We start from the raw sequence: 18,502 nt of genomic DNA on the forward strand, positions 1-18,502 counted from the left end.
GCCCGTGGCCACGACTCCAGCGCCTCCCCAGGCGCCTCCCAAGCCCACCTGGGACCCCAGGAGGCCGCAGGCCCCGTTCCCCTGGCTGCGCCCGACCATCCGGATACGGCTCACGCTGCTGTACGGCGGGATGTTCCTGATCGCCGGCATCCTGCTGCTGTCGATCATCTACCTGCTGGCGGCGAACGCGCTGAACGTGGGCAGTGAGCTGCCGTTCAAGATCCTCGCCGGGCAGGTCGCCAGCGACATCTGCAACTTCCCCAACGAGCCGACCGCCAGCGAGCTCAACCGCGCGATGAACGAGTGCGCCAACCAGCAGCGCCAGCACGCCCTGGACGACCTGCTCAGCCGCTCGCTGCTGGCCCTCCTCGGACTCGCCGTGATCGCGTTCGCGTTCGGCTACGCCATGGCCGGCCGAGTGCTCGCCCCGCTCGGCCGGATCCTGCGCACCGCGCGCTCCGTGGCGGGCTCGGACCTGTCCCGCCGTATCGAGCTGGACGGGCCGGACGACGAGCTGAAGGAACTGGCCGACACCTTCGACGACATGCTGGAACGGCTGCAGCGTGCCTTCACCGCCCAGCAGCGTTTCGTCGGCAACGCCTCGCACGAGCTGAGAACGCCGCTGGCCATCAACCGCACGCTCCTCGAGGTGCACCTCTCCGACCCGAACGCGCCGGTGGAACTCCAGCAGCTCGGCAAGACGCTACTGGCCACCAACGAGCGCAGCGAGCAGCTCGTGGAGGGCCTGCTGCTGCTCGCCCGCAGCGACAACCAGATCGTCGAGCGCAAGCCGGTCGACCTGGCGGAGGTCGCCGGGCAGGCCATCGACCAGGTGCACGGCGAGGCGGAGGCGAAGGGCGTGAAGATCCGCGGGAAGCGGGATTCCGCGGTCGTGCAGGGCAATGGCGTCCTGCTGGAGCGGATCGCGCTTAACCTGGTGCAGAACGCCGTGCGCTACAACGTCCCCGAGGACGGATGGGTCGAGGTGACCACCGAGGTCCTGCACGGCCAGGCGGTCCTCGTCGTGTCCAATACGGGCCCGGTGGTCCCCGCTTACGAGATCGACAATCTTTTCGAGCCCTTCCGGCGGTTGCGCACGGAGCGTACGGGCAGTGACAAGGGCGTCGGGCTCGGCCTGTCGATCGCGCGCTCCGTGGCAAGGGCGCACGGCGGCCATATCGCGGCTCAGCCGCGCGAGGGAGGAGGGCTCGTGATGCGAGTCAGCCTGCCGCTCTGAGATCATGTCGCGACGCACATGGGCTTGTTCGCTTTACGCGGAATTTTTTAAGCCTTGATCGGGCTTTCCCGTGTGTGATCGATCACAGGGGCGAATTTCCGGCCATCTACTCTCCGTGATCATGAATGCTGCCAGGAAGCCCGGAAACTCCGGGTTTTCCGGGGTCCTGATCACGGGAAGTACACGGTGGGGCGCTTTTGAAGTGCGGCATTCGGACCGTGTACGGTCCCGATCGCCATCCAAGCCGATCACTCTTGAGGAGTCCGGTTGGGTGTCGATTGAGTAACAGACCTTGATGTGAGGCAAAATCTCCGCCTCGAGGCGGGCACAAGTCCGGCCTCTCACGCGTTACGTGCGCTGGAGACACCGCAGATACCCAGAGGGGGAGAGGCGAAATGGCAACCGACTACGACACCCCACGCAAGACCGACGACGACGTTGACTCCGACAGCCTTGAAGAACTGAAGGCCCGGCGGAACGACAAGTCCGCCTCCGCAGTCGATGTCGACGAGTTCGAGGCCGCAGAAGGCCTGGAGCTGCCCGGCGCAGACCTCTCCAATGAGGAGTTGGCTGTCCGGGTTCTGCCCAAGCAGCAGGACGAGTTCACTTGCATGAGCTGCTTCCTGGTGCACCACCGCAGCCAGCTGGCCCGCGAGAAGAACGGCCAGCCGATCTGCCGCGACTGCGACTGAGGGCGGGTCGGCCGTGACTGGCTCGACCCCTCCTCGGAAGCGCCGCTTCCTCCTGTCGGGAGCGGACAAGGGGCCGTCCGACGGCCCTCACGGCGTGCGTGACGACGAGCGAGGCTCATCCGGCAAGGGAGTTGTCCCTGCGGGATCGGCCTCGCTCGAAGCGGCGGGCGACCGGGGTGACCTCCCGGCGCCGGCTCAGGGCGCCGCGCCCGTCGCCAGGCGACGGGCCGCGGCGATCCGCCACAAGGCGGTGGACCTGGCCAAGGAAGGCGCCCGCAGGGGCGGCAGCCGCGCCAGGGCGGGCCTCGCCCACCTCGCCGACCGGATCATCGACATGGCCCCGCGGATCCCCGTACGGGATCTTCGGACGCTCCGCCGGCAGTTCCCCGGACTCGGGCCGGAGCAGCTCGCCGACAAGCTCGTGGCGGGCGCGGCGAAGGCCACCTCCACCGTGGGCGCGGGCGTCGGCGCGGCGGCCATGCTGCCCGTACCGCCGGCGATGCCGGCCGAGATCGCCGCGGAGATCAGCGGCGTGGCGGCGATCGAGCTGAAACTGATCGCCGAACTGCATGAGGTCTACGGTGTACGCCCCGCCGGGAACCTCGTCGAACGCAGCAGCGCCTATCTGCGCTCATGGTCGGGCGAACGTGGCGTGGACGTACTGAAGCCCGCCTCGTTCAACTCCGCGCTGGGCGGCCAGATGAAGCGCGAGCTGCGGCAGCAGATCATGAAGCGCATGGTCCGCGACCTGCCGAATTTGATGCCCTTCCTGGTGGGTGCTGCCGTGGGCGCGCTCATGAACCGCCGGGACACCAAGAAACTGGCCGTCAAGGTCCGGGCGGACCTGCGCAAGATGCAGGTGCCCTGGGAGGCGCTGCCCGAGCTGCCGCCTCTGGAGAAGCCGGAGAACCCGCTGCCGCTCCGGGACGATCCCCGGGAACTCGGGGGCTGAGCGAAGTCTTTGCGCGGCGGAGGCGAAAGCTTTGCCTGCGCCGCGGTCGCCCGACGTGTCCCGCGAGGCTCGCCTACGCCGCGGTTTCCCGTGCCGCTCGCAGCGCCTCGGCCAGCCGCTGCGGTTCACGAGTCGACAGGTACAGGTAGGGCGTCGGATCGGCCGGGTCGGTGACCTCCACGCGCAGCGCGGTGGGGATGTAGGCGCGCAGCAGCAGGAACGCTCGGGTGTCCGCCTTGTACGTGCGCCAGGCCCGCGCTTCCTCCGCGTCCAGCACCTCTGCCTCACCCAGCGCCGCGACGGGGATCTTCGCCTCGCCCGCGATCAGGGAGTCGCCCACCACGCGGATGCGCATCGAGCCGTAGGAACTGGCGGCGACCGCGGCGACCGCGGTGCCGCCGGCCAGGCCGCCGAGCAACGGCAGGGTGCCGAAGGGCAGCAGGATCAGGGCGAAGGCGACGCCCACGAGGAACGAGATGAACCACCAGGAGCGGGGGGCGGTGAGGCGTTCGTCGTACGGGGTGGCGGAGAGCTGCATGGAACCAAGCTTGGCACGGTGTCCGGGCCGTGCCCGGGTCAGGGTGGCCCGCGCACAGCGCTGCCGGTCGGGGTGCGGGTGGGCCACTGGCGGGCGGGTAAGGTCTGCGGCTGTGAGTGGTACTTCCGCAGCCCTTCAGCCTCCGGCCGGCGCCGTGAAACCGGCTCGGCACCCCGATGCGCCCGCGCCCGGTGAGCTTCTCGGCGCGCACTACGAACACTGTTTCGGGTGTGGCGGCGGGCAGTCGCACGGGCTGCACCTGGAGGCGCGGGCCGGCGAGGGAGTGACCGTCACCGCGGAGTTCACCGTGCAGCCCGCCCACCAGGGGGCGCCCGGCCTGGCGCACGGCGGGGTCCTGGCCACCGCACTCGACGAGACGCTCGGTTCGCTGAACTGGCTGCTGCGCACGATCGCCGTGACCGGACGGCTGGAGACCGACTTCGCGCAGCCCGTGCCCGTCGGTACGACGCTGTATCTCGACGCCGAGGTGACCGCCGTGGCCGGACGGAAGATCTACTCCACCGCCACCGGCCGGATCGGCGGCCCCGAGGGGCCCGTCGCCGTCCGCGCGGACGCCCTCTTCATCGAGGTCGACGTGAAGCACTTCGTCGAGCACGGCCGCCAGGCGGAGATCGACGCTGCGATGAGCGACCCGGATCAGGCCCGCCGCACCCGCGCCTTCGAGGTGAACCCGTGAGCCGTGAGCCCGTGCCCGTGCTGATCCGGCGCGTGGACCCTGACGTACCGCTCCCGACGTACGCGCATCCCGGTGACGCGGGGGCCGATCTGCGGACCACCGAGAGCCGTGAACTGGCGCCGGGGGAGCGGGCCGTACTGCCCACAGGGGTGTCCATCGCACTGCCTGAGGGGTACGCGGCCTTCGTGCACCCCCGGTCCGGGCTGGCCGCCCGATGCGGCGTCGCCCTCGTGAATGCCCCGGGGACGGTTGATGCCGGGTACCGTGGGGAGATCAAGGTGATCGTGGTGAATCTCGACCCGCGCGAGTCCGTGCGGTTCGAGCGCTTCGACCGGATTGCCCAACTGGTTGTCCAGCAGGTCGAGAAGGTCCGCTTCCAGGAGGTCGCGGAGCTTCCCGATTCGGTGCGGGCCGAGGGGGGCTTCGGGTCCACCGGTGGCCACGCCGCCGTGGACGGCGGAAGCGGCACAAACGGTCAAGCCGCCGTGGGCGGCGCGACGGGTGGGAATCGATACGCTTCGGTCGTATCCGACCGGGAAGGACAGTGACGTGTTCGGACGTCGCAAGAAGAAGGGTGCCGCCGAGGACGCGGCCGGCGAGGCCGAGCAGGTCGTCGACAGTGTCGACACTGAGGCGGACGAGGCGGACGAGGCAGAAGGCGGACGCGAGCGCGTACGGCTGGAGCCGGAGCCGCGGCCCGACGGACCCTGGGACAGCTCGGAGGTGCGCGACCCCGCAGAGGGCCGCGTGGACCTGGGCGGCCTTTTCGTGCCAGGAGTCGACGGCATGGAGCTGCGGGTGGAGGTCGCCGGTGACGCGATCGTCGCGGCCACCGTCGTGCTGCGCGACAGCGCCATCCAGCTCCAGGCCTTCGCCGCTCCCAAGCGGGAGGGCATCTGGGGTGAGGTGCGCGAGGAGATCGGCTCCGGCATCACCCAGCAGGGCGGCATCATCGACGAGGTCGAGGGCCCGCTGGGCTGGGAGCTGCGGGCCCAGGTGCCGGTGCAGCTGCCGGACGGCACGAGCGGGTTCCATGTCGTGCGGTTCGTCGGCGTGGACGGTCCCCGCTGGTTCCTGCGGGGGGTGATCTCGGGTCAGGGCGCGGTGCAGCCGCAGGCCGCGGGTCTGCTGGAGCAGATCTTCCGGGACACGGTCGTGGTCCGCGGTGAGGGCCCGATGGCGCCCCGCGACCCGATCGTCCTGAAGCTGCCCAACGACGCTCAGATGGTTCCCGAGACCGTTCAGCAGGAGGACGCGGGTTCCCGCTTCTCCGGCGGCATGGGTCAGTTGCAGCGCGGACCCGAGATCACGGAAGTCCGCTAGCGGAGACACTCGGCAGGCAGCCACAGAAAAGGGCCGCATCCCTCCCGGGGGTGCGGCCCTTTCGGCGTGCGCGCACCCTTGACGGCGCATTGGTCTGTACCTACGGTCTCCGCTCAACGCCCAGTTCATAAGGGCGCTCCTTGTTCACATATGAGAACGGAGTCGCTGTGCGTAGACCCGCATTCCTCCTGACCGTCGCCGCCCTCCTCCTGGGCACCCTCGCCTCACCCGCCGCCACTCGCGCCGAGGCCGCCCCGGCCGCCTTCTCCCACCCCGGTGTGACCGTCTCCGGCGCCCAGCTGGACTTCGCCCGCCGGCAGGTCAATGCCGGTGCCCAGCCCTGGAAGGGGGCGTACGACCGGATGCTCGCGAGCAAGTACGCCGACCTGGGCCGCGTCCCCAAGCCGCGCGCGATCGTCGAGTGCGGCTCGTACTCCAACCCCAACAACGGCTGCACGGACGAGCGCGAGGACGCGATCGCCGCCTACACCCAGGCCCTGGCCTGGTACGTCACGCGCGACGAGCGTCACGCGAAGAAGGCGATCGAGCTGATGGACGCCTGGTCCGGGGTGATCAAGGACCACACCAACAGCAACGCGCCCCTCCAGACCGGCTGGGCGGGCTCGTCCTGGCCCAAGGCTGCCGAGATCATCAAGTACACGTACTCCGGCACCTGGGCCAACTCCGGACGCTTCGCCGGGATGCTGCGCGACGTCTACCTCCCCGAGGTCATCAACGGCTCGAATTCCAACGGCAACTGGGAACTGTCGATGATGGAGGCCGCCGTCGGCATCTCCGTCTTCCTGGAGGACAAGGCGTCCTACGACAAGGCCATGGCGAAGTTCAGGACCCGCACCGCCGCCTACGTCTACCTCGCGTCCGACGGCGATCTGCCGAGGACCGTGCCGAGCCAGAACCTCGACACCCGGGCGAAGATCGTCGCCTACTGGCAGGGCCAGTCCACCTTCGTCAACGGCCTCAGCCAGGAGACCTGCCGCGACTTCACCCACACCGGGTACGGCATCTCGGCGATCGCGCACATCGCCGAGACCAGCCGGATCCAGGGCCAGGACCTGTACGGCACCGACGTCGGCGAACGGCTGCGGCACGCCCTCGGCCTCCACGCCAAGTACCAGCTCGGCACGGCCGCACCGAGCTGGCTGTGCGGCGGCTCCCTGAAGCTGGGCCTCGGCCCGGTCACCGAGGTCGGCTACAACGCGCTGCACAACCGGCTCGGCATCGCGATGACGAACACCCAGACGCTGACCCTGCAGAACCGCCCGGCGGGCAGCAACAACCTCTTCGTCGCCTGGGAGACGCTCACGCACGGGGACAGCACGGTGTGAGAGAGGCGCCGCAGGGTGTCGGAGACGGCATGCGCACGGCGGGCGAAATCGGGACCCTCCGACGTGAACCGATCGGGGGGTCCCGTCCGATGCAGTGGTGAGGGGGAAGCGACGAGGGAGCGCGGGGAGGGCGAATGACCGGGTCGATCTGCGGGGTGTCCGCCGCGTCAGGGTTGCGTCAAAGGAGTCCCGCGCCCTCCCTCTCGCTCCCTTTGTCCGTGTCGTCGGCCGTAGGGTCGACGCTGCGCAGGCAGGAGTCAGCGGAAGACAATGAGGCCATGGCACGCGGCAAGCTTCGGATCCACCTCGGCGCGGCACCGGGCGTGGGCAAGACGTACGCGATGCTGTCCGAGGCCCATCGGCGCGTGGAGCGGGGCACGGACTGCGTCGTGGCGTTCGTCGAGCACTACGACCGGCCGCGTACGGCGGCGCTGCTGCACGGCCTGGAGGAGATCCCCCGACGGCAGCTGGAGCACCGGGGTGCCGCCTTCACCGAGATGGACGTGGACGCGGTGCTCGCCCGCCGCCCCCAGGTCGCCCTGGTGGACGAGCTGGCCCACACCAACGTCCCGGGCTCGCGCAACGCCAAGCGCTGGCAGGACGTGGAGGAACTGCTCGCCGCGGGCATCGACGTGATCTCCACGGTGAACATCCAGCATCTGGAATCCCTGGGCGACGTCGTGGAGTCGATCACGGGGGTGCGGCAGCAGGAGACGGTCCCGGACGAGTTCGTACGCCGGGCCGACCAGATCGAACTGGTCGACATGTCGCCGCAGGCCCTGCGCCGCCGCATGGCGCACGGCAACATCTACGCACCGGACAAGATCGACGCGGCCCTGTCCCACCACTTCCGGCCGGGCAACCTCACCGCCCTGCGGGAGCTGGCCCTGCTGTGGGTGGCCGACCGGGTCGACGAGCACCTGAAGCAGTACCGCAGCGAGCACCAGGTGTCGGCGATCTGGGGTTCGCGGGAGCGGATCGTGGTCGGGCTGACCGGCGGCCCGGAGGGCCGGACGCTGATCCGGAGAGCCGCGCGGCTCGCGGAGAAGGGCGCCGGCGGGGAAGTCCTTGCCGTCTACATCGCGGGCGCAGACGGCCTGACCTCCGCCTCGCCCAAGGAACTCGCGGTGCAGCGCACGCTCGTGGAGGACCTCGGCGGCACCTTCCACCATGTCGTCGGCGACGACATTCCGGCCGCCCTCCTCGACTTCGCCCGGGGCGCCAACGCCACACAGATCGTCCTCGGCTCCTCGCGCCGCAAGGCCTGGCAGTACGTCTTCGGGCCCGGCGTCGGTGCGACGGTGGCGCGCGCGTCGGGACCCGACCTCGACCTGCACATCGTCACGCATGAGGGGGCGGCCAAGGGGCGGGGCCTGCCGGTGGCCCGGGGCGCGCGGCTCGGACGGACCCGGATCATCTGGGGCTGGGCGGTCGGGCTGGCCGGCCCACCGCTGATGACGGTGCTGCTCGGCACCGTCCACCTCGGCCTCGCCAACGACATGCTGCTGCTTCTCACCGTGACGGTGGCGGCGGCGCTGCTCGGCGGCCTGCTGCCGGCGCTGGCCTCGGCGGCTCTCGGCTCCCTGCTGCTGAACTACTTCTCGACCGCGCCCTTGCACCGCTGGACCGTCGCCGACCCGAAGAACATCGTGGCCATCGTGATCTTCGTCGGGGTCGCAGTGTCCGTGGCGTCGGTGGTCGACCTCGCCGCCCGGCGCACCCACCAGGCGGCCAGACTCCGGGCGGAGTCGGAGATCCTCTCCTACCTGGCGGGCAATGTGCTGCGCGGTGAGACCAGCCTGGAGGCGCTGCTGGAGCGGGTCCGGGAGACCTTCGGCATGGAGTCGGCGGCCCTGCTGGAGCGCGGGGACCACCTGGCGTCGTGGTCCTGCGTGGGCCGGGTCGGCGCGGGGCGGCCCGTCGAGCGGCCGGAGGACGCCGATGTGGACGTGCCCGTCGGGGACCGTCTGGCACTGGCGCTCACCGGGCGGGTGCTGCCCGCGGAGGACCGGCGGGTGCTGGCAGCTTTCGCCGCGCAGGCGGTCGTCGTGCTGGACCGGCGGCGTCTTCAGGAGGAGGCCGACCAGGCCCGCACGCTCGCCGAGGGCAACCGGATACGTACGGCACTGCTCGCCGCCGTCAGTCATGACCTGCGCACTCCGCTGGCCGGGATCAAGGCGGCGGTGTCGAGTCTCAGATCCGACGACGTGGCCTGGTCCGAGGAGGACCGGGCGGAACTGCTCGAAGGCATCGAGGACGGCGCCGACCGGCTCGACCACCTGGTCGGGAACCTCCTGGACATGTCCCGCCTCCAGACCGGTACGGTCACGCTGATCATTCGGGAGACCGACCTTGACGAGGTGGTACCGATGGCGCTCGGCGGGGTTCCGGCGGACAGCGTGACGCTGGACATCCCGGAGACGCTGCCGATGGTCGCCGTGGACGCCGGACTGCTGGAGCGGTCGGTCGCCAACCTGGTGGAGAACGCGGTGAAGTACAGCCCGGACGGCGCCCCCGTGCTCGTCTCGGCCAGTGCCCTCGCCGGCCGGGTCGAGGTCCGGGTCGTGGACCGTGGGCCGGGCGTGCCGGACGAGGCCAAGGAGCGGATCTTCGAGCCCTTCCAGCGGTACGGTGACGCTCCCCGGGGAGCCGGGGTTGGCCTGGGCCTCGCGGTCGCGCGTGGCTTCGCCGAGGCGATGGGCGGGACGCTCGACGCCGAGGACACACCGGGCGGGGGACTGACCATGGTGCTCACCGTGCGTGCGGCCGAGGACCGGGGCGCGGCTCGGCCGGGTCCGTCCACCGGCCTCGCGCCCCCCACCGCCGACGGCCCGCGAGAACACCCCGTACAACCCGAAAGGCAGGCTTCATGAGCTCGACCGGGGGGACCCCGCAGAACCCCACGAGGGTGCTCGTGATCGATGACGAACCGCAGATCGTGCGCGCCCTCGTGATCAACCTCCAGGCCCGTAGGTACGAGGTCGACGCGGCCCACGACGGGGCCACCGCCCTCCGGCTCGCCGCCGCCCGCCACCCGGACGTGATCGTGCTGGACCTGGGGCTGCCCGACATGGACGGCGTCGAAGTGATCAAGGGCCTGCGCGGCTGGACCCGGGTGCCGATCCTGGTGCTGTCCGCCCGGCACTCCTCGGACGAGAAGGTCGAGGCGCTCGACGCGGGCGCCGACGACTACGTCACCAAGCCCTTCGGCATGGACGAACTGCTCGCCCGGCTGCGGGCCGCCGTCCGCCGGGCCGAACCCGGGGGTGGGGGAGAGGGCGAGGCCCTGGTCGAGACCGTCGGGTTCACGGTCGACCTGGGCGCCAAGAAGGTCAACAGAGACGGCAAGGACGTACGGCTCACGCCCACCGAGTGGCATCTGCTGGAGGTGCTGGTGCGCAACACCGGCCGCCTGGTCGGCCAGAAGCAGCTGCTCCAGGAGGTGTGGGGGCCTTCGTACGGGACGGAGACGAACTACCTGCGGGTGTACATGGCGCAGCTGCGCAGAAAGCTGGAGGCCGATCCGTCGCATCCGCGGCACTTCATCACGGAGCCGGGGATGGGGTATCGATTCGAGAAGTGAGCCACGAGCGGAGCCACAGCGGGGCTGGAGCCGTGAGGAGGTGGGCATGTGGGCGTCGGCACGCGGGTTCGGGCCCGGAGGGGCCTCCCGGTACGCTTCAGGTATGAGTGCTGTTCCTCGTTCCGAGAAGCCTGTCGGCCGGTTCCGGCGCATGCTCGATCGGCTCTCCTCCTCGCAGGAGGACCTGGAGTCCGAGGAGCTGCGTGAGGACGCCGAGACCGCGGGCTGCACGCGGATCGGAGACTGCCAGGACCGGCAGGTCGTGACGGTTACTGGTACCTTGCGCACGGTCACCCTGCGGCCGCGGGCCGGAGTCCCGGCCCTGGAGGCCGAGCTGTTCGACGGCTCCGCCGCGCTGGACGTGGTGTGGCTGGGCAGACGCTCCATCGTGGGCATAGAGCCGGGGCGCAAGCTCATAGCATCGGGCCGGATCTCGCTGAGCCGGGGCCGCCGGGTGCTGTTCAACCCCAAGTACGAACTGAGACCCCTTGGTAGGGAGTAGCCGGTGACGTCGCTCGACAAGCCGACCGAAGACACTCAGCAGGACGAAGCCCGGGCGGTGACGGAAGCCGCGCTGTTCGAGGCGTTCGGCGGAGTGCGGGGCATGGTCGAGACGGTGGTGCCCGGCCTGCTTTTCGTCACGATCTACACGATCAACAAAGACCTGCACATGTCGGCGATCGCCGCGCTGGCGGTGTCGTTGGTCCTGGTCGTGGTCCGCCTGGCCATGAAGGACACCGTGAAGCACGCCTTCAGCGGTGTCTTCGGTGTCGCCTTCGGTGTCGTGTTCGCGATGATGACGGGCAACGCGAAGGACTTCTACCTGCCCGGCATGCTCTACACGCTGGGGCTGTCGCTGGCGTACATCATCACGACCCTGTGCGGGGTGCCGCTGCTCGGGCTGATCCTCGGGCCGGTGTTCAAGGAGAACCTCTCCTGGCGGACCCGGAATCCCGGCCGCAAGAAGGCGTATGCGAAGGCCAGCTATGCCTGGGGGCTGATTCTGCTCGCCAAGTGCGCGATTCTCTTTCCGCTGTACTGGTGGGCCGACACCACTCAGCTCGGGTGGGTGCTGATCGCGCTGAAGATCCCGCCGTTCCTGCTGGCCGTGTGGCTTACGTGGGTGTTCCTGGCGAAGGCGCCTGCGCCGATTGACGTCTTCGCCGAGATGGAGGCGGAGGAGAAGGCCGCGGAGCCGAAGGCCGCGGAGGTGAAGGGTGCTGCGGGCACGGAGTCTGCGGACGCCGGTCCGCGGCACCGGCGGGACGGGTAGGTTTCGGCGGGGGTTTCTCGCCCCCGCCCCCGCCGCCCCCTTCCCCGTCCCCGGGAGCCGTCCCTGAGGGCTGCCGCCCGCAGACCCCCGCTTCGCCCCTCAACGGGCCTTGTCCTCAACGCCGGACAGACTGAGGAATCAGTCAGTCCTCGCGGCGTACCGACAGTAGGTCCTCCAGCTGTTCTTCTCGGGCCTGGGCGGCCACGAACAGGAGTTCGTCGCCTGCTTCCAGCGAGTCCTCTCGGGACGGGGTGAGGACTCGGGTGCCGCGGATGATGGTGACCAGGGAGGTGTCCTCGGGCCACTCCACATCGCCTACCTGGGTGCCGGCGAGGGCCGACTCCTCGGGGAGCGTCAGTTCGACGAGGTTGGCGTCGCCGTGGCTGAAGCGGAGCAGACGGACCAGGTCGCCGACGCTCACCGCCTCCTCCACCAGGGCCGACATCAGGCGCGGGGTGGAGACGGCGACGTCCACGCCCCAGGACTCGTTGAACAGCCACTCGTTCTTCGGGTTGTTCACCCGGGCGACGACGCGCGGAACGCCGTACTCCGTCTTCGCGAGCAGGGACACGACCAGGTTGACCTTGTCGTCGCCCGTGGCGGCGATCACGACGTTGCAGCGCTGGAGGGCCGCCTCGTCGAGGGAGGTGATCTCGCAGGCGTCGGCCAGCAGCCACTCCGCCTGCGGGACACGCTCGACCGAGATGGCGGTCGGCGCCTTGTCGATCAGCAGGATCTCGTGGCCGTTCTCCAGCAGCTCGCCCGCGATCGAGCGGCCGACTGCGCCGGCTCCGGCAATGGCGACCCTCATCAGTGACCGTCCTCCTTCGGGCCCTCGGCGAACGAGGCTTCGACCTTCTCCACGTCGTCGGCGCGCATCATGACGTGCACCAGGTCGCCCTCCTGCAGAACCGTCTGCGAGCTGGGCAGGATCGCCTCGCCGAGGCGGGTGAGGAACGCGACGCGCACGCCCGTCTCCTCCTGGAGCCTGCTGATCTTGTGTCCGACCCAGGAGGCGGAGGCGTGTACCTCGGCCAGCTGGACGCCACCGGTGGGATCGCGCCACAGCGGCTCGGAACCCGAGGGAAGCAGTCGGCGCAGCATCTGGTCGGCCGTCCAGCGGACCGTGGCCACCGTCGGGATGCCCAGACGCTGGTAGACCTCGGCGCGACGGGGGTCGTAGATGCGGGCGGCGACGTTCTCTATGCCGAACATCTCGCGGGCCACGCGGGCGGCGATGATGTTCGAGTTGTCGCCGCTGGAGACGGCGGCGAAGGCCCCGGCCTCCTCGATGCCCGCTTCGCGCAGGGTGTCCTGGTCGAAGCCGACCCCGGTGACCCGGCGGCCGCCGAACGAGGAGCCAAGACGTCGGAAGGCGGTGGGGTCCTGGTCGATCACGGCGACCGTATGCCCCTGCTGCTCCAGGGTCTGGGCGAGAGCGGAACCCACTCTGCCGCAGCCCATGATGACGATGTGCACGACCGTCCTTCCGAGGTCAAATGTTGCTGACTTGGCTGTAACAGGGTCTCAGACCGCCGACCAAGCTACACACGCGCGGTCCGCGGAGGGCACCCCTGTGCACGGTTGACGGTTTCAGCGACGGCTGATGCTCCAGAGGCTGAGGAGGGTGAGGATTCCGAGGCCGACGAGGGTGCCGACGGCTCCGATCAGCTCCGCGGTCGTGTGCATGGAACCTCCGATGGGGCGGCAGCGGACGGGAATTGTCATATAGGCATGGCGATCGGCGCGGCCGCGGAATCCGCAGCCGCGGCGTGGCTGATTTCACCCGTGAGGCAGACGGAGCGCGGCCGTGCGGGGGCCGGGGCGCAGCGTCACCCGACTGAGCCCGGGGGAGGGTGGGCGATCCCCTGTTCGAAGGCCTACGATGCTCAGTTGTGTCCAAACTGACCGACGTGCCCAAACGGATTCTGATCGGGCGCGCACTGCGCAGTGATCGGCTCGGAGAAACGCTCCTGCCGAAGCGCATCGCCCTGCCCGTCTTCGCTTCCGACCCGCTGTCCTCCGTGGCCTACGCGCCCGGGGAGGTACTGCTGGTCCTGTCCATCGCGGGCTTGTCGGCCTACCACTTCAGCCCGTGGATCGCCGTCGCGGTCGTCGTGCTGATGTTCACGGTGGTCGCCTCCTACCGGCAGAACGTCCACGCCTACCCGAGCGGCGGCGGCGACTACGAGGTGGCCAACACCAACCTCGGCCCCAAGGCCGGTCTCACCGTCGCGAGCGCCCTGCTCGTCGACTACGTCCTGACCGTGGCCGTCTCCATCTCCTCCGGCATCGAGAACCTCGGCTCCGCGATCCCGTTCGTCGTCGAGCACAAGGTGGCCTGTGCGGTCGCCGTCGTCGTCCTGCTGACGGTGATGAACCTGCGTGGCGTCAAGGAGTCCGGCAAGCTCTTCGCCATCCCGACGTACGTGTTCGTCGCGGGAGTCTTCATCATGGTCGCGTGGGGCGCGTTCCGGGGACTGGTTCTGGACGACTCCATGCGGGCGCCCACCGCCGAGTACACGATCAAGCCCGAGCACCAGGGCCTGGCCGGATTCGCCCTGTTCTTCCTCATGCTGCGCGCGTTCTCGTCCGGATGCGCGGCGCTCACGGGCGTGGAGGCCATCTCCAACGGCGTGCCCGCCTTCCGCAAGCCCAAGTCCAAGAACGCGGCGACGACCCTCGCCGCGATGGGGCTGCTCTCCGTCACCATGTTCTGCGGGATCATCGTGCTGGCCCTGGTCACCGACGTCCGGATGGCCGAGAACCCGGCCGTGGACCTGTTGAGCAACGGCGTCGCGGTCGGCTCCGACTACGTGCAGAACCCGGTGATCACCCAGGTCGCCGAGGCCGTCTTCGGCAAGGGCAGCTTCCTCTTCGTCGTGCTCGCCGCGGCCACCGCGCTGGTGCTGTTCCTGGCGGCCAACACCGCCTACAACGGCTTCCCGGTGCTCGGCTCGATCCTCGCCCAGGACCGCTACCTGCCCCGCCAGCTGCACACCCGCGGCGACCGCCTGGCGTTCTCCAACGGCATCGTGCTCCTCGCGGGCGCGGCGTCGCTGCTGATCGTCGTGTACGGCGCCGACTCCACGCGGCTGATCCAGCTGTACATCGTCGGCGTGTTCGTGTCCTTCACGCTCAGCCAGACCGGCATGGTCCGGCACTGGAACCGCCACCTGGCGACCGAGACCGACCCGGCCAAGCGCCGCCGCATGGTCCGTTCCCGGGCGATCAACACCTTCGGCGCGTTCTTCACCGGCCTGGTCCTGGTGGTCGTCCTCGTCACCAAGTTCACCCACGGCGCCTGGGTCGCCCTGCTCGGCATGGTGATCTTCTACGGCACGATGTCCGCGATCCGTCGCCACTACGACGGCGTCTCCGAGGAACTGGCCGCACCCGAGGGACCCAGCGACGACAGCGTCCGTCCCTCGCGCGTCCACTCGGTGCTGCTGATCTCCAAGATCCACCGTCCGACGCTGCGCGCCCTCGCCTACGCCAAGCTGATGCGCTCCGACACCTTGGAGGCGCTCACCGTCAACGTCGACCCGGCCGAGACGAAGGCGCTGCGCGCGGAGTGGGAACGGCGCGGCATCGACGTACCGCTGAAGGTCCTCGACTCGCCCTACCGCGAGGTCACGCGGCCGGTCATCGAGTACGTCAAGAGTCTGCGCCGGGAGTCGCCGCGGGACGCCGTGTCGGTGATCATCCCGGAGTACGTGGTCGGCCACTGGTACGAGCAGTTGCTGCACAACCAGAGCGCGCTCCGGCTGAAGGGCCGGCTGTTGTTCACCCCGGGCGTGATGGTGACTTCGGTGCCGTACCAGCTCCAGTCCTCCGAGGTGGCCAAGAAGCGGGCCCGCAAGCGGCAGGAGTGGAACGCTCCGGGTTCCGTGCGGCGCGGTCCGGCCCTGGAAGGGCGCCCGAAGGAGCCGTCCGGCGCGGGTTCCGCCGACTCCCCGGGTACGCCCGGCTCGGGCTCCCCGGGCCCGCAGGCCTGACCTGATCATGGTGAGCGGCCGGACGACAGCCACGTAGACTGGTGGGCTGTTGTCCGGCCGTACCTCGTTCGAGTAGTGGAGTCACCCCGCCATGCAGGCAGAACCGAAGAACTCGCAGGCGGACCCGCAGGCGCGGTCGCTCGTCGGCGAGGAGTACGAGGTCGAGGTCGGCCCCGTCGCCCACGGCGGTCACTGCATCGCCCGCACCGACGAGGGCCAGGTGCTGTTCGTCCGGCACACGCTGCCCGGCGAGCGGGTCGTGGCCCGGGTGACGGACGGCGAGGAAGGCGCGCGGTTCCTGCGCGCGGACGCGGTGCGCGTGCTGGACCCCTCCAAGGACCGCGTCGAGGCACCCTGCCCGTACGCCGGACCCGGCCGCTGCGGCGGCTGCGACTGGCAGCACGCCAAGCCGGGCGCCCAGCGCCGGCTCAAGGGCGAGGTGATCACCGAGCAGCTCCAGCGGCTCGCGGGCCTCACGCCCGAGGAGGCCGGCTGGGACGGCACCGTGATGCCGGCCGAGGGCGACAAGCTTCCGGCGGGCCAGGTTCCGCAGTGGCGGACGCGCGTGCAGTACGCGGTCGATGCCGACGGCAACGCCGGACTGCGCCGTCACCGCTCGCACGAGGTCGAGCCGATCGAACACTGCATGATCGCGGCCGAGGGCGTCAGCGAGCTGGGCATCGAGCAGCGGGACTGGAGCGGCATGGTCTCCGTCGACGCCATCGCGGCGACGGGCTCCCAGGACCGCATGGTGATCCTCGAACCCCGGCCCGGCGCCCGCCTCCCCCTCGTCGAACTCGACAGGCCCGTCTCCGTCATGCGCGTCGAGGAGCACGACGGCGGCATCCACCGCGTCCACGGCCGCGCGTTCGTGCGCGAGCGCGCCGACGGCCGGACGTACCGCGTCGGCAGCGGCGGCTTCTGGCAGGTCCATCCGCAGGCCGCCGACACCCTCGTCAAGGCGGTCATGCAGGGCCTGCTGCCGCGCAAGGGCGACATGGCGCTCGACCTGTACTGCGGCGTCGGCCTCTTCGCGGGCGCCCTCGCCGACCGCCTCGGCGACAAGGGCGCGGTGCTCGGCATCGAGTCCGGCAAGCGCGCCGTCGAGGACGCCCGGCACAACCTCGCCGGCTTCGACCGCGTGCGGATCGAGCAGGGCAAGGTCGAGAGCGTCCTCCCGCGTACGGGGATCAGCGAGGTCGACCTCATCGTCCTCGACCCGCCGCGGGCGGGAGCGGGCAAGAAGACGGTCGAGCACCTGTCGTCCCTGAAGGCGCGGAAGATCGCGTACGTCGCCTGCGACCCGGCCGCGCTGGCCCGGGATCTGGGGTACTTCCGGGACGGGGGGTACCGGGTGCGGACTCTGCGGGCGTTCGATCTGTTTCCTATGACGCATCATGTGGAGTGTGTCGCGATCCTTGAGCCTGTCGGGAAGGGCGCCTGACCTCCAGGTTCGGCGGATGCGTGACGCATGTCCGATGCGCGTCCGACGGGTTGCCAGGGTGGGAAGGCGTGCTACCCATCCCGCTCGGAGTGGGCCGGCAGCACGTTTTTCTCGATCACGGTCAGCCGCGTTCGGTTGCCACATTCACTCCCTGGCATGGTGAGGCCCGGCCACTTACGGTCGCGGCCGGGCCGGAGTCGGTGGCTTGTCAGGACTTGGGGCAGAGCGTCTTGCGCAGCCCGAGGTTGATGTGGCTTCCGTCGTCATCGGTCAGTGTGACGCCGTCGTAGGAGAACCGCTGCGCAGCAGTGTGGTCCGGGTTCGTGGCGCCGCCATCGAGGGACGCGCACTGGTTGCGGGCCGCGTTGACCGCCTTGTCCTCGTCATGGGTGAGGTTGCTGTTGACGTCATGGATGGCCGCCAGGACGGCGTCGCGCTCGGCGCCGGTGGGCTCGGGCGGTATCCCGGTGTTCTTGGCCGCGACGCTGTTGTCTGCGGTACTCGACGCCTCGGGTGCGGTGCTCTTGATGGTGTCGGCCTTGCTGTCGCTGGCCTTGCCGCTGCTGCAGCCAACGACGGTGACGGCAAGTACGGCGACGATGGACGCGGTGGTGGTGCGGAAGCGCATGGTTCCCCCCTGGGATGACACGAGTAGGAACATGGTGCGGCAGGTGAGGCACTGGGCCTGCAGTGGTCATGGAGTTGTGACGTGCTTCGGACGCGCTTGATGCGATCGGCTCCCCGCGACGGTCGCTGCCTTCAGCCAGGGATCGACGGGCTGGTGCTCGCGGTGCTGCGTCACGATCGACGCCTGCTCGACCTCACCGGCGGCAACGGCGTGCCTGAGTCCACACCGCGACGCCGGCGCGACGAGATGCTCGCCCACCTGCTCGCCAACCTCGGCTTCCTCGGCATGCACAGCCCGACGAGTCGACGAACGCACCGGCATCATCAACCGGCTCCACGCTGTGCTGCGGTAGCTGCTGCCCGCTGTCCGGCAGGATCCTCCAGCACGACCACGACCACGACCATCACGGGAGCTCTCGATCTCTGGGAGGAACCTGGCCAACTCCTGCTCGCCCTGCTCGTAGACGGCGTCCAGGTCGTCGAAGTAGCCGGACTCGTCGACATCGCGGATCCAGACGGCGAACGAGACACGGACGATTCCGCCGCGGAACTTCTGGATCCATCCTTGGGTGTCGTCCGCTTCTTCGATCGAAGCGGCGCACAGATGGCGGCCGTCAACCGATACGGCCACGAATTCGGGTGAACCGTCAGGAACTCGCCGTTCGCCGCGTGCAGGGAAGCTTGTTCGGCGTGGTGATGCCACGCCTCGTCCAGTTCGGTGCGTCGCGTGAGGGGGTGGGGAGCGCGGCGACCGGATCGACCTCAATCCGTCAACCGCGTGGGGGGCATTCA

Annotated in this window: 18 protein-coding genes; 13 read left to right on the plus strand and 5 right to left on the minus strand. The window is 69.8% G+C overall.

Features of this window, described 5'->3' with window-relative positions; genetic code table 11:
- The first annotated feature begins 4 nt into the window (after window positions 1–4).
- The 3 genes from ACFWJX_RS25465 (at window position 5) to ACFWJX_RS25475 (ending at window position 2,881) form a co-directional block, all read left to right on the plus strand.
- The gene (locus tag ACFWJX_RS25465; RefSeq protein WP_383247407.1) at window positions 5–1,237 is read left to right on the plus strand and encodes a sensor histidine kinase; all 1,233 of its coding nucleotides are present in this window, start codon (window positions 5–7) and stop codon (window positions 1,235–1,237) included.
- Between the two features lie 395 nt (window positions 1,238–1,632).
- Complete coding sequence (locus ACFWJX_RS25470) at window positions 1,633–1,929, plus strand: DUF4193 domain-containing protein (RefSeq protein WP_003993510.1); 297 nt, start codon at window positions 1,633–1,635, stop codon at window positions 1,927–1,929.
- Window positions 1,930–1,942: 13 nt separating this feature from the next.
- On the plus strand, window positions 1,943–2,881 hold the full coding sequence (locus ACFWJX_RS25475; RefSeq protein ID WP_383247411.1) for a hypothetical protein: 939 nt from the start codon (window positions 1,943–1,945) through the stop codon (window positions 2,879–2,881).
- 73 nt (window positions 2,882–2,954) lie between these two features.
- On the opposite strand, the gene ACFWJX_RS25480 is transcribed toward ACFWJX_RS25475, so the two are convergent.
- Entirely contained in the window at window positions 2,955–3,419 is a 465-nt protein-coding gene (locus ACFWJX_RS25480) for a DUF3093 domain-containing protein (RefSeq protein WP_383247414.1), read from the minus strand.
- A 112-nt stretch (window positions 3,420–3,531) separates the two neighbouring features.
- Between ACFWJX_RS25480 and ACFWJX_RS25485 the strand changes: the two genes are divergently transcribed.
- The 8 genes from ACFWJX_RS25485 to ACFWJX_RS25520 all read left to right on the plus strand — a co-directional run bounded on the left by ACFWJX_RS25485 (window position 3,532) and on the right by ACFWJX_RS25520 (window position 11,641).
- On the plus strand, window positions 3,532–4,116 hold the full coding sequence (locus tag ACFWJX_RS25485; RefSeq protein WP_383247417.1) for a PaaI family thioesterase: 585 nt from the start codon (window positions 3,532–3,534) through the stop codon (window positions 4,114–4,116).
- Window positions 4,113–4,664 carry a dUTP diphosphatase gene (dut, locus tag ACFWJX_RS25490; protein ID WP_383247421.1) on the plus strand — a complete coding sequence of 184 codons (552 nt, stop codon included), beginning with the start codon at window positions 4,113–4,115 and terminating at the stop codon, window positions 4,662–4,664. Before ACFWJX_RS25485 ends, dut begins: the two co-directional genes overlap by 4 nt.
- Before the next feature lies 1 nt (window position 4,665).
- Window positions 4,666–5,439: a DUF3710 domain-containing protein gene (locus ACFWJX_RS25495; RefSeq protein ID WP_383247424.1), complete on the plus strand. Its 774-nt coding sequence runs from the start codon at window positions 4,666–4,668 to the stop codon at window positions 5,437–5,439.
- Window positions 5,440–5,606: 167 nt separating this feature from the next.
- Window positions 5,607–6,785, plus strand: a complete 1,179-nt coding sequence (locus ACFWJX_RS25500) for an alginate lyase family protein (protein WP_383247426.1) — start codon at window positions 5,607–5,609, stop codon at window positions 6,783–6,785.
- Between the two features lie 278 nt (window positions 6,786–7,063).
- Window positions 7,064–9,658: an ATP-binding protein gene (locus tag ACFWJX_RS25505; protein ID WP_383247430.1), complete on the plus strand. Its 2,595-nt coding sequence runs from the start codon at window positions 7,064–7,066 to the stop codon at window positions 9,656–9,658.
- On the plus strand, window positions 9,655–10,368 hold the full coding sequence (locus ACFWJX_RS25510; RefSeq protein ID WP_383247432.1) for a response regulator: 714 nt from the start codon (window positions 9,655–9,657) through the stop codon (window positions 10,366–10,368). Before ACFWJX_RS25505 ends, ACFWJX_RS25510 begins: the two co-directional genes overlap by 4 nt.
- A 103-nt stretch (window positions 10,369–10,471) precedes the next feature.
- The gene (locus tag ACFWJX_RS25515; RefSeq protein WP_383247435.1) at window positions 10,472–10,870 is read left to right on the plus strand and encodes an OB-fold nucleic acid binding domain-containing protein; all 399 of its coding nucleotides are present in this window, start codon (window positions 10,472–10,474) and stop codon (window positions 10,868–10,870) included.
- A 3-nt stretch (window positions 10,871–10,873) separates the two neighbouring features.
- Complete coding sequence (locus ACFWJX_RS25520; RefSeq protein ID WP_383247438.1) at window positions 10,874–11,641, plus strand: DUF3159 domain-containing protein; 768 nt, start codon at window positions 10,874–10,876, stop codon at window positions 11,639–11,641.
- A gap of 142 nt (window positions 11,642–11,783) precedes the next feature.
- On the opposite strand, the gene ACFWJX_RS25525 is transcribed toward ACFWJX_RS25520, so the two are convergent.
- Both ACFWJX_RS25525 and ACFWJX_RS25530 read right to left on the minus strand, forming a co-directional pair.
- Window positions 11,784–12,452: a TrkA family potassium uptake protein gene (locus ACFWJX_RS25525; protein ID WP_073492326.1), complete on the minus strand. Its 669-nt coding sequence runs from the start codon at window positions 12,450–12,452 to the stop codon at window positions 11,784–11,786.
- Window positions 12,452–13,120, minus strand: a complete 669-nt coding sequence (locus ACFWJX_RS25530; protein WP_383247441.1) for a potassium channel family protein — start codon at window positions 13,118–13,120, stop codon at window positions 12,452–12,454. The genes ACFWJX_RS25525 and ACFWJX_RS25530 overlap by 1 nt, the downstream gene beginning before the upstream one ends.
- A gap of 416 nt (window positions 13,121–13,536) precedes the next feature.
- On the opposite strand from ACFWJX_RS25530, the gene ACFWJX_RS25535 reads away from it, so the two are divergent.
- Window positions 13,537–15,639, plus strand: a complete 2,103-nt coding sequence (locus ACFWJX_RS25535) for an APC family permease (protein ID WP_383247444.1) — start codon at window positions 13,537–13,539, stop codon at window positions 15,637–15,639.
- A 91-nt stretch (window positions 15,640–15,730) separates the two neighbouring features.
- Entirely contained in the window at window positions 15,731–17,083 is a 1,353-nt protein-coding gene (locus ACFWJX_RS25540; RefSeq protein ID WP_383247447.1) for a class I SAM-dependent RNA methyltransferase, read from the plus strand.
- 208 nt (window positions 17,084–17,291) lie between these two features.
- Here ACFWJX_RS25540 and ACFWJX_RS25545 read toward each other — a convergent pair whose 3' ends face one another.
- Both ACFWJX_RS25545 and ACFWJX_RS25550 read right to left on the minus strand, forming a co-directional pair.
- Window positions 17,292–17,711 carry a hypothetical protein gene (locus ACFWJX_RS25545; RefSeq protein ID WP_383247450.1) on the minus strand — a complete coding sequence of 140 codons (420 nt, stop codon included), beginning with the start codon at window positions 17,709–17,711 and terminating at the stop codon, window positions 17,292–17,294.
- 66 nt (window positions 17,712–17,777) lie between these two features.
- Window positions 17,778–18,341 carry a hypothetical protein gene (locus ACFWJX_RS25550; protein ID WP_383247453.1) on the minus strand — a complete coding sequence of 188 codons (564 nt, stop codon included), beginning with the start codon at window positions 18,339–18,341 and terminating at the stop codon, window positions 17,778–17,780.
- Between the last annotated feature and the right edge of the window lie 161 nt (window positions 18,342–18,502).

This window comes from Streptomyces sp. NPDC058335, assembly GCF_042723915.1.
GTDB lineage: Bacteria > Actinomycetota > Actinomycetes > Streptomycetales > Streptomycetaceae > Streptomyces.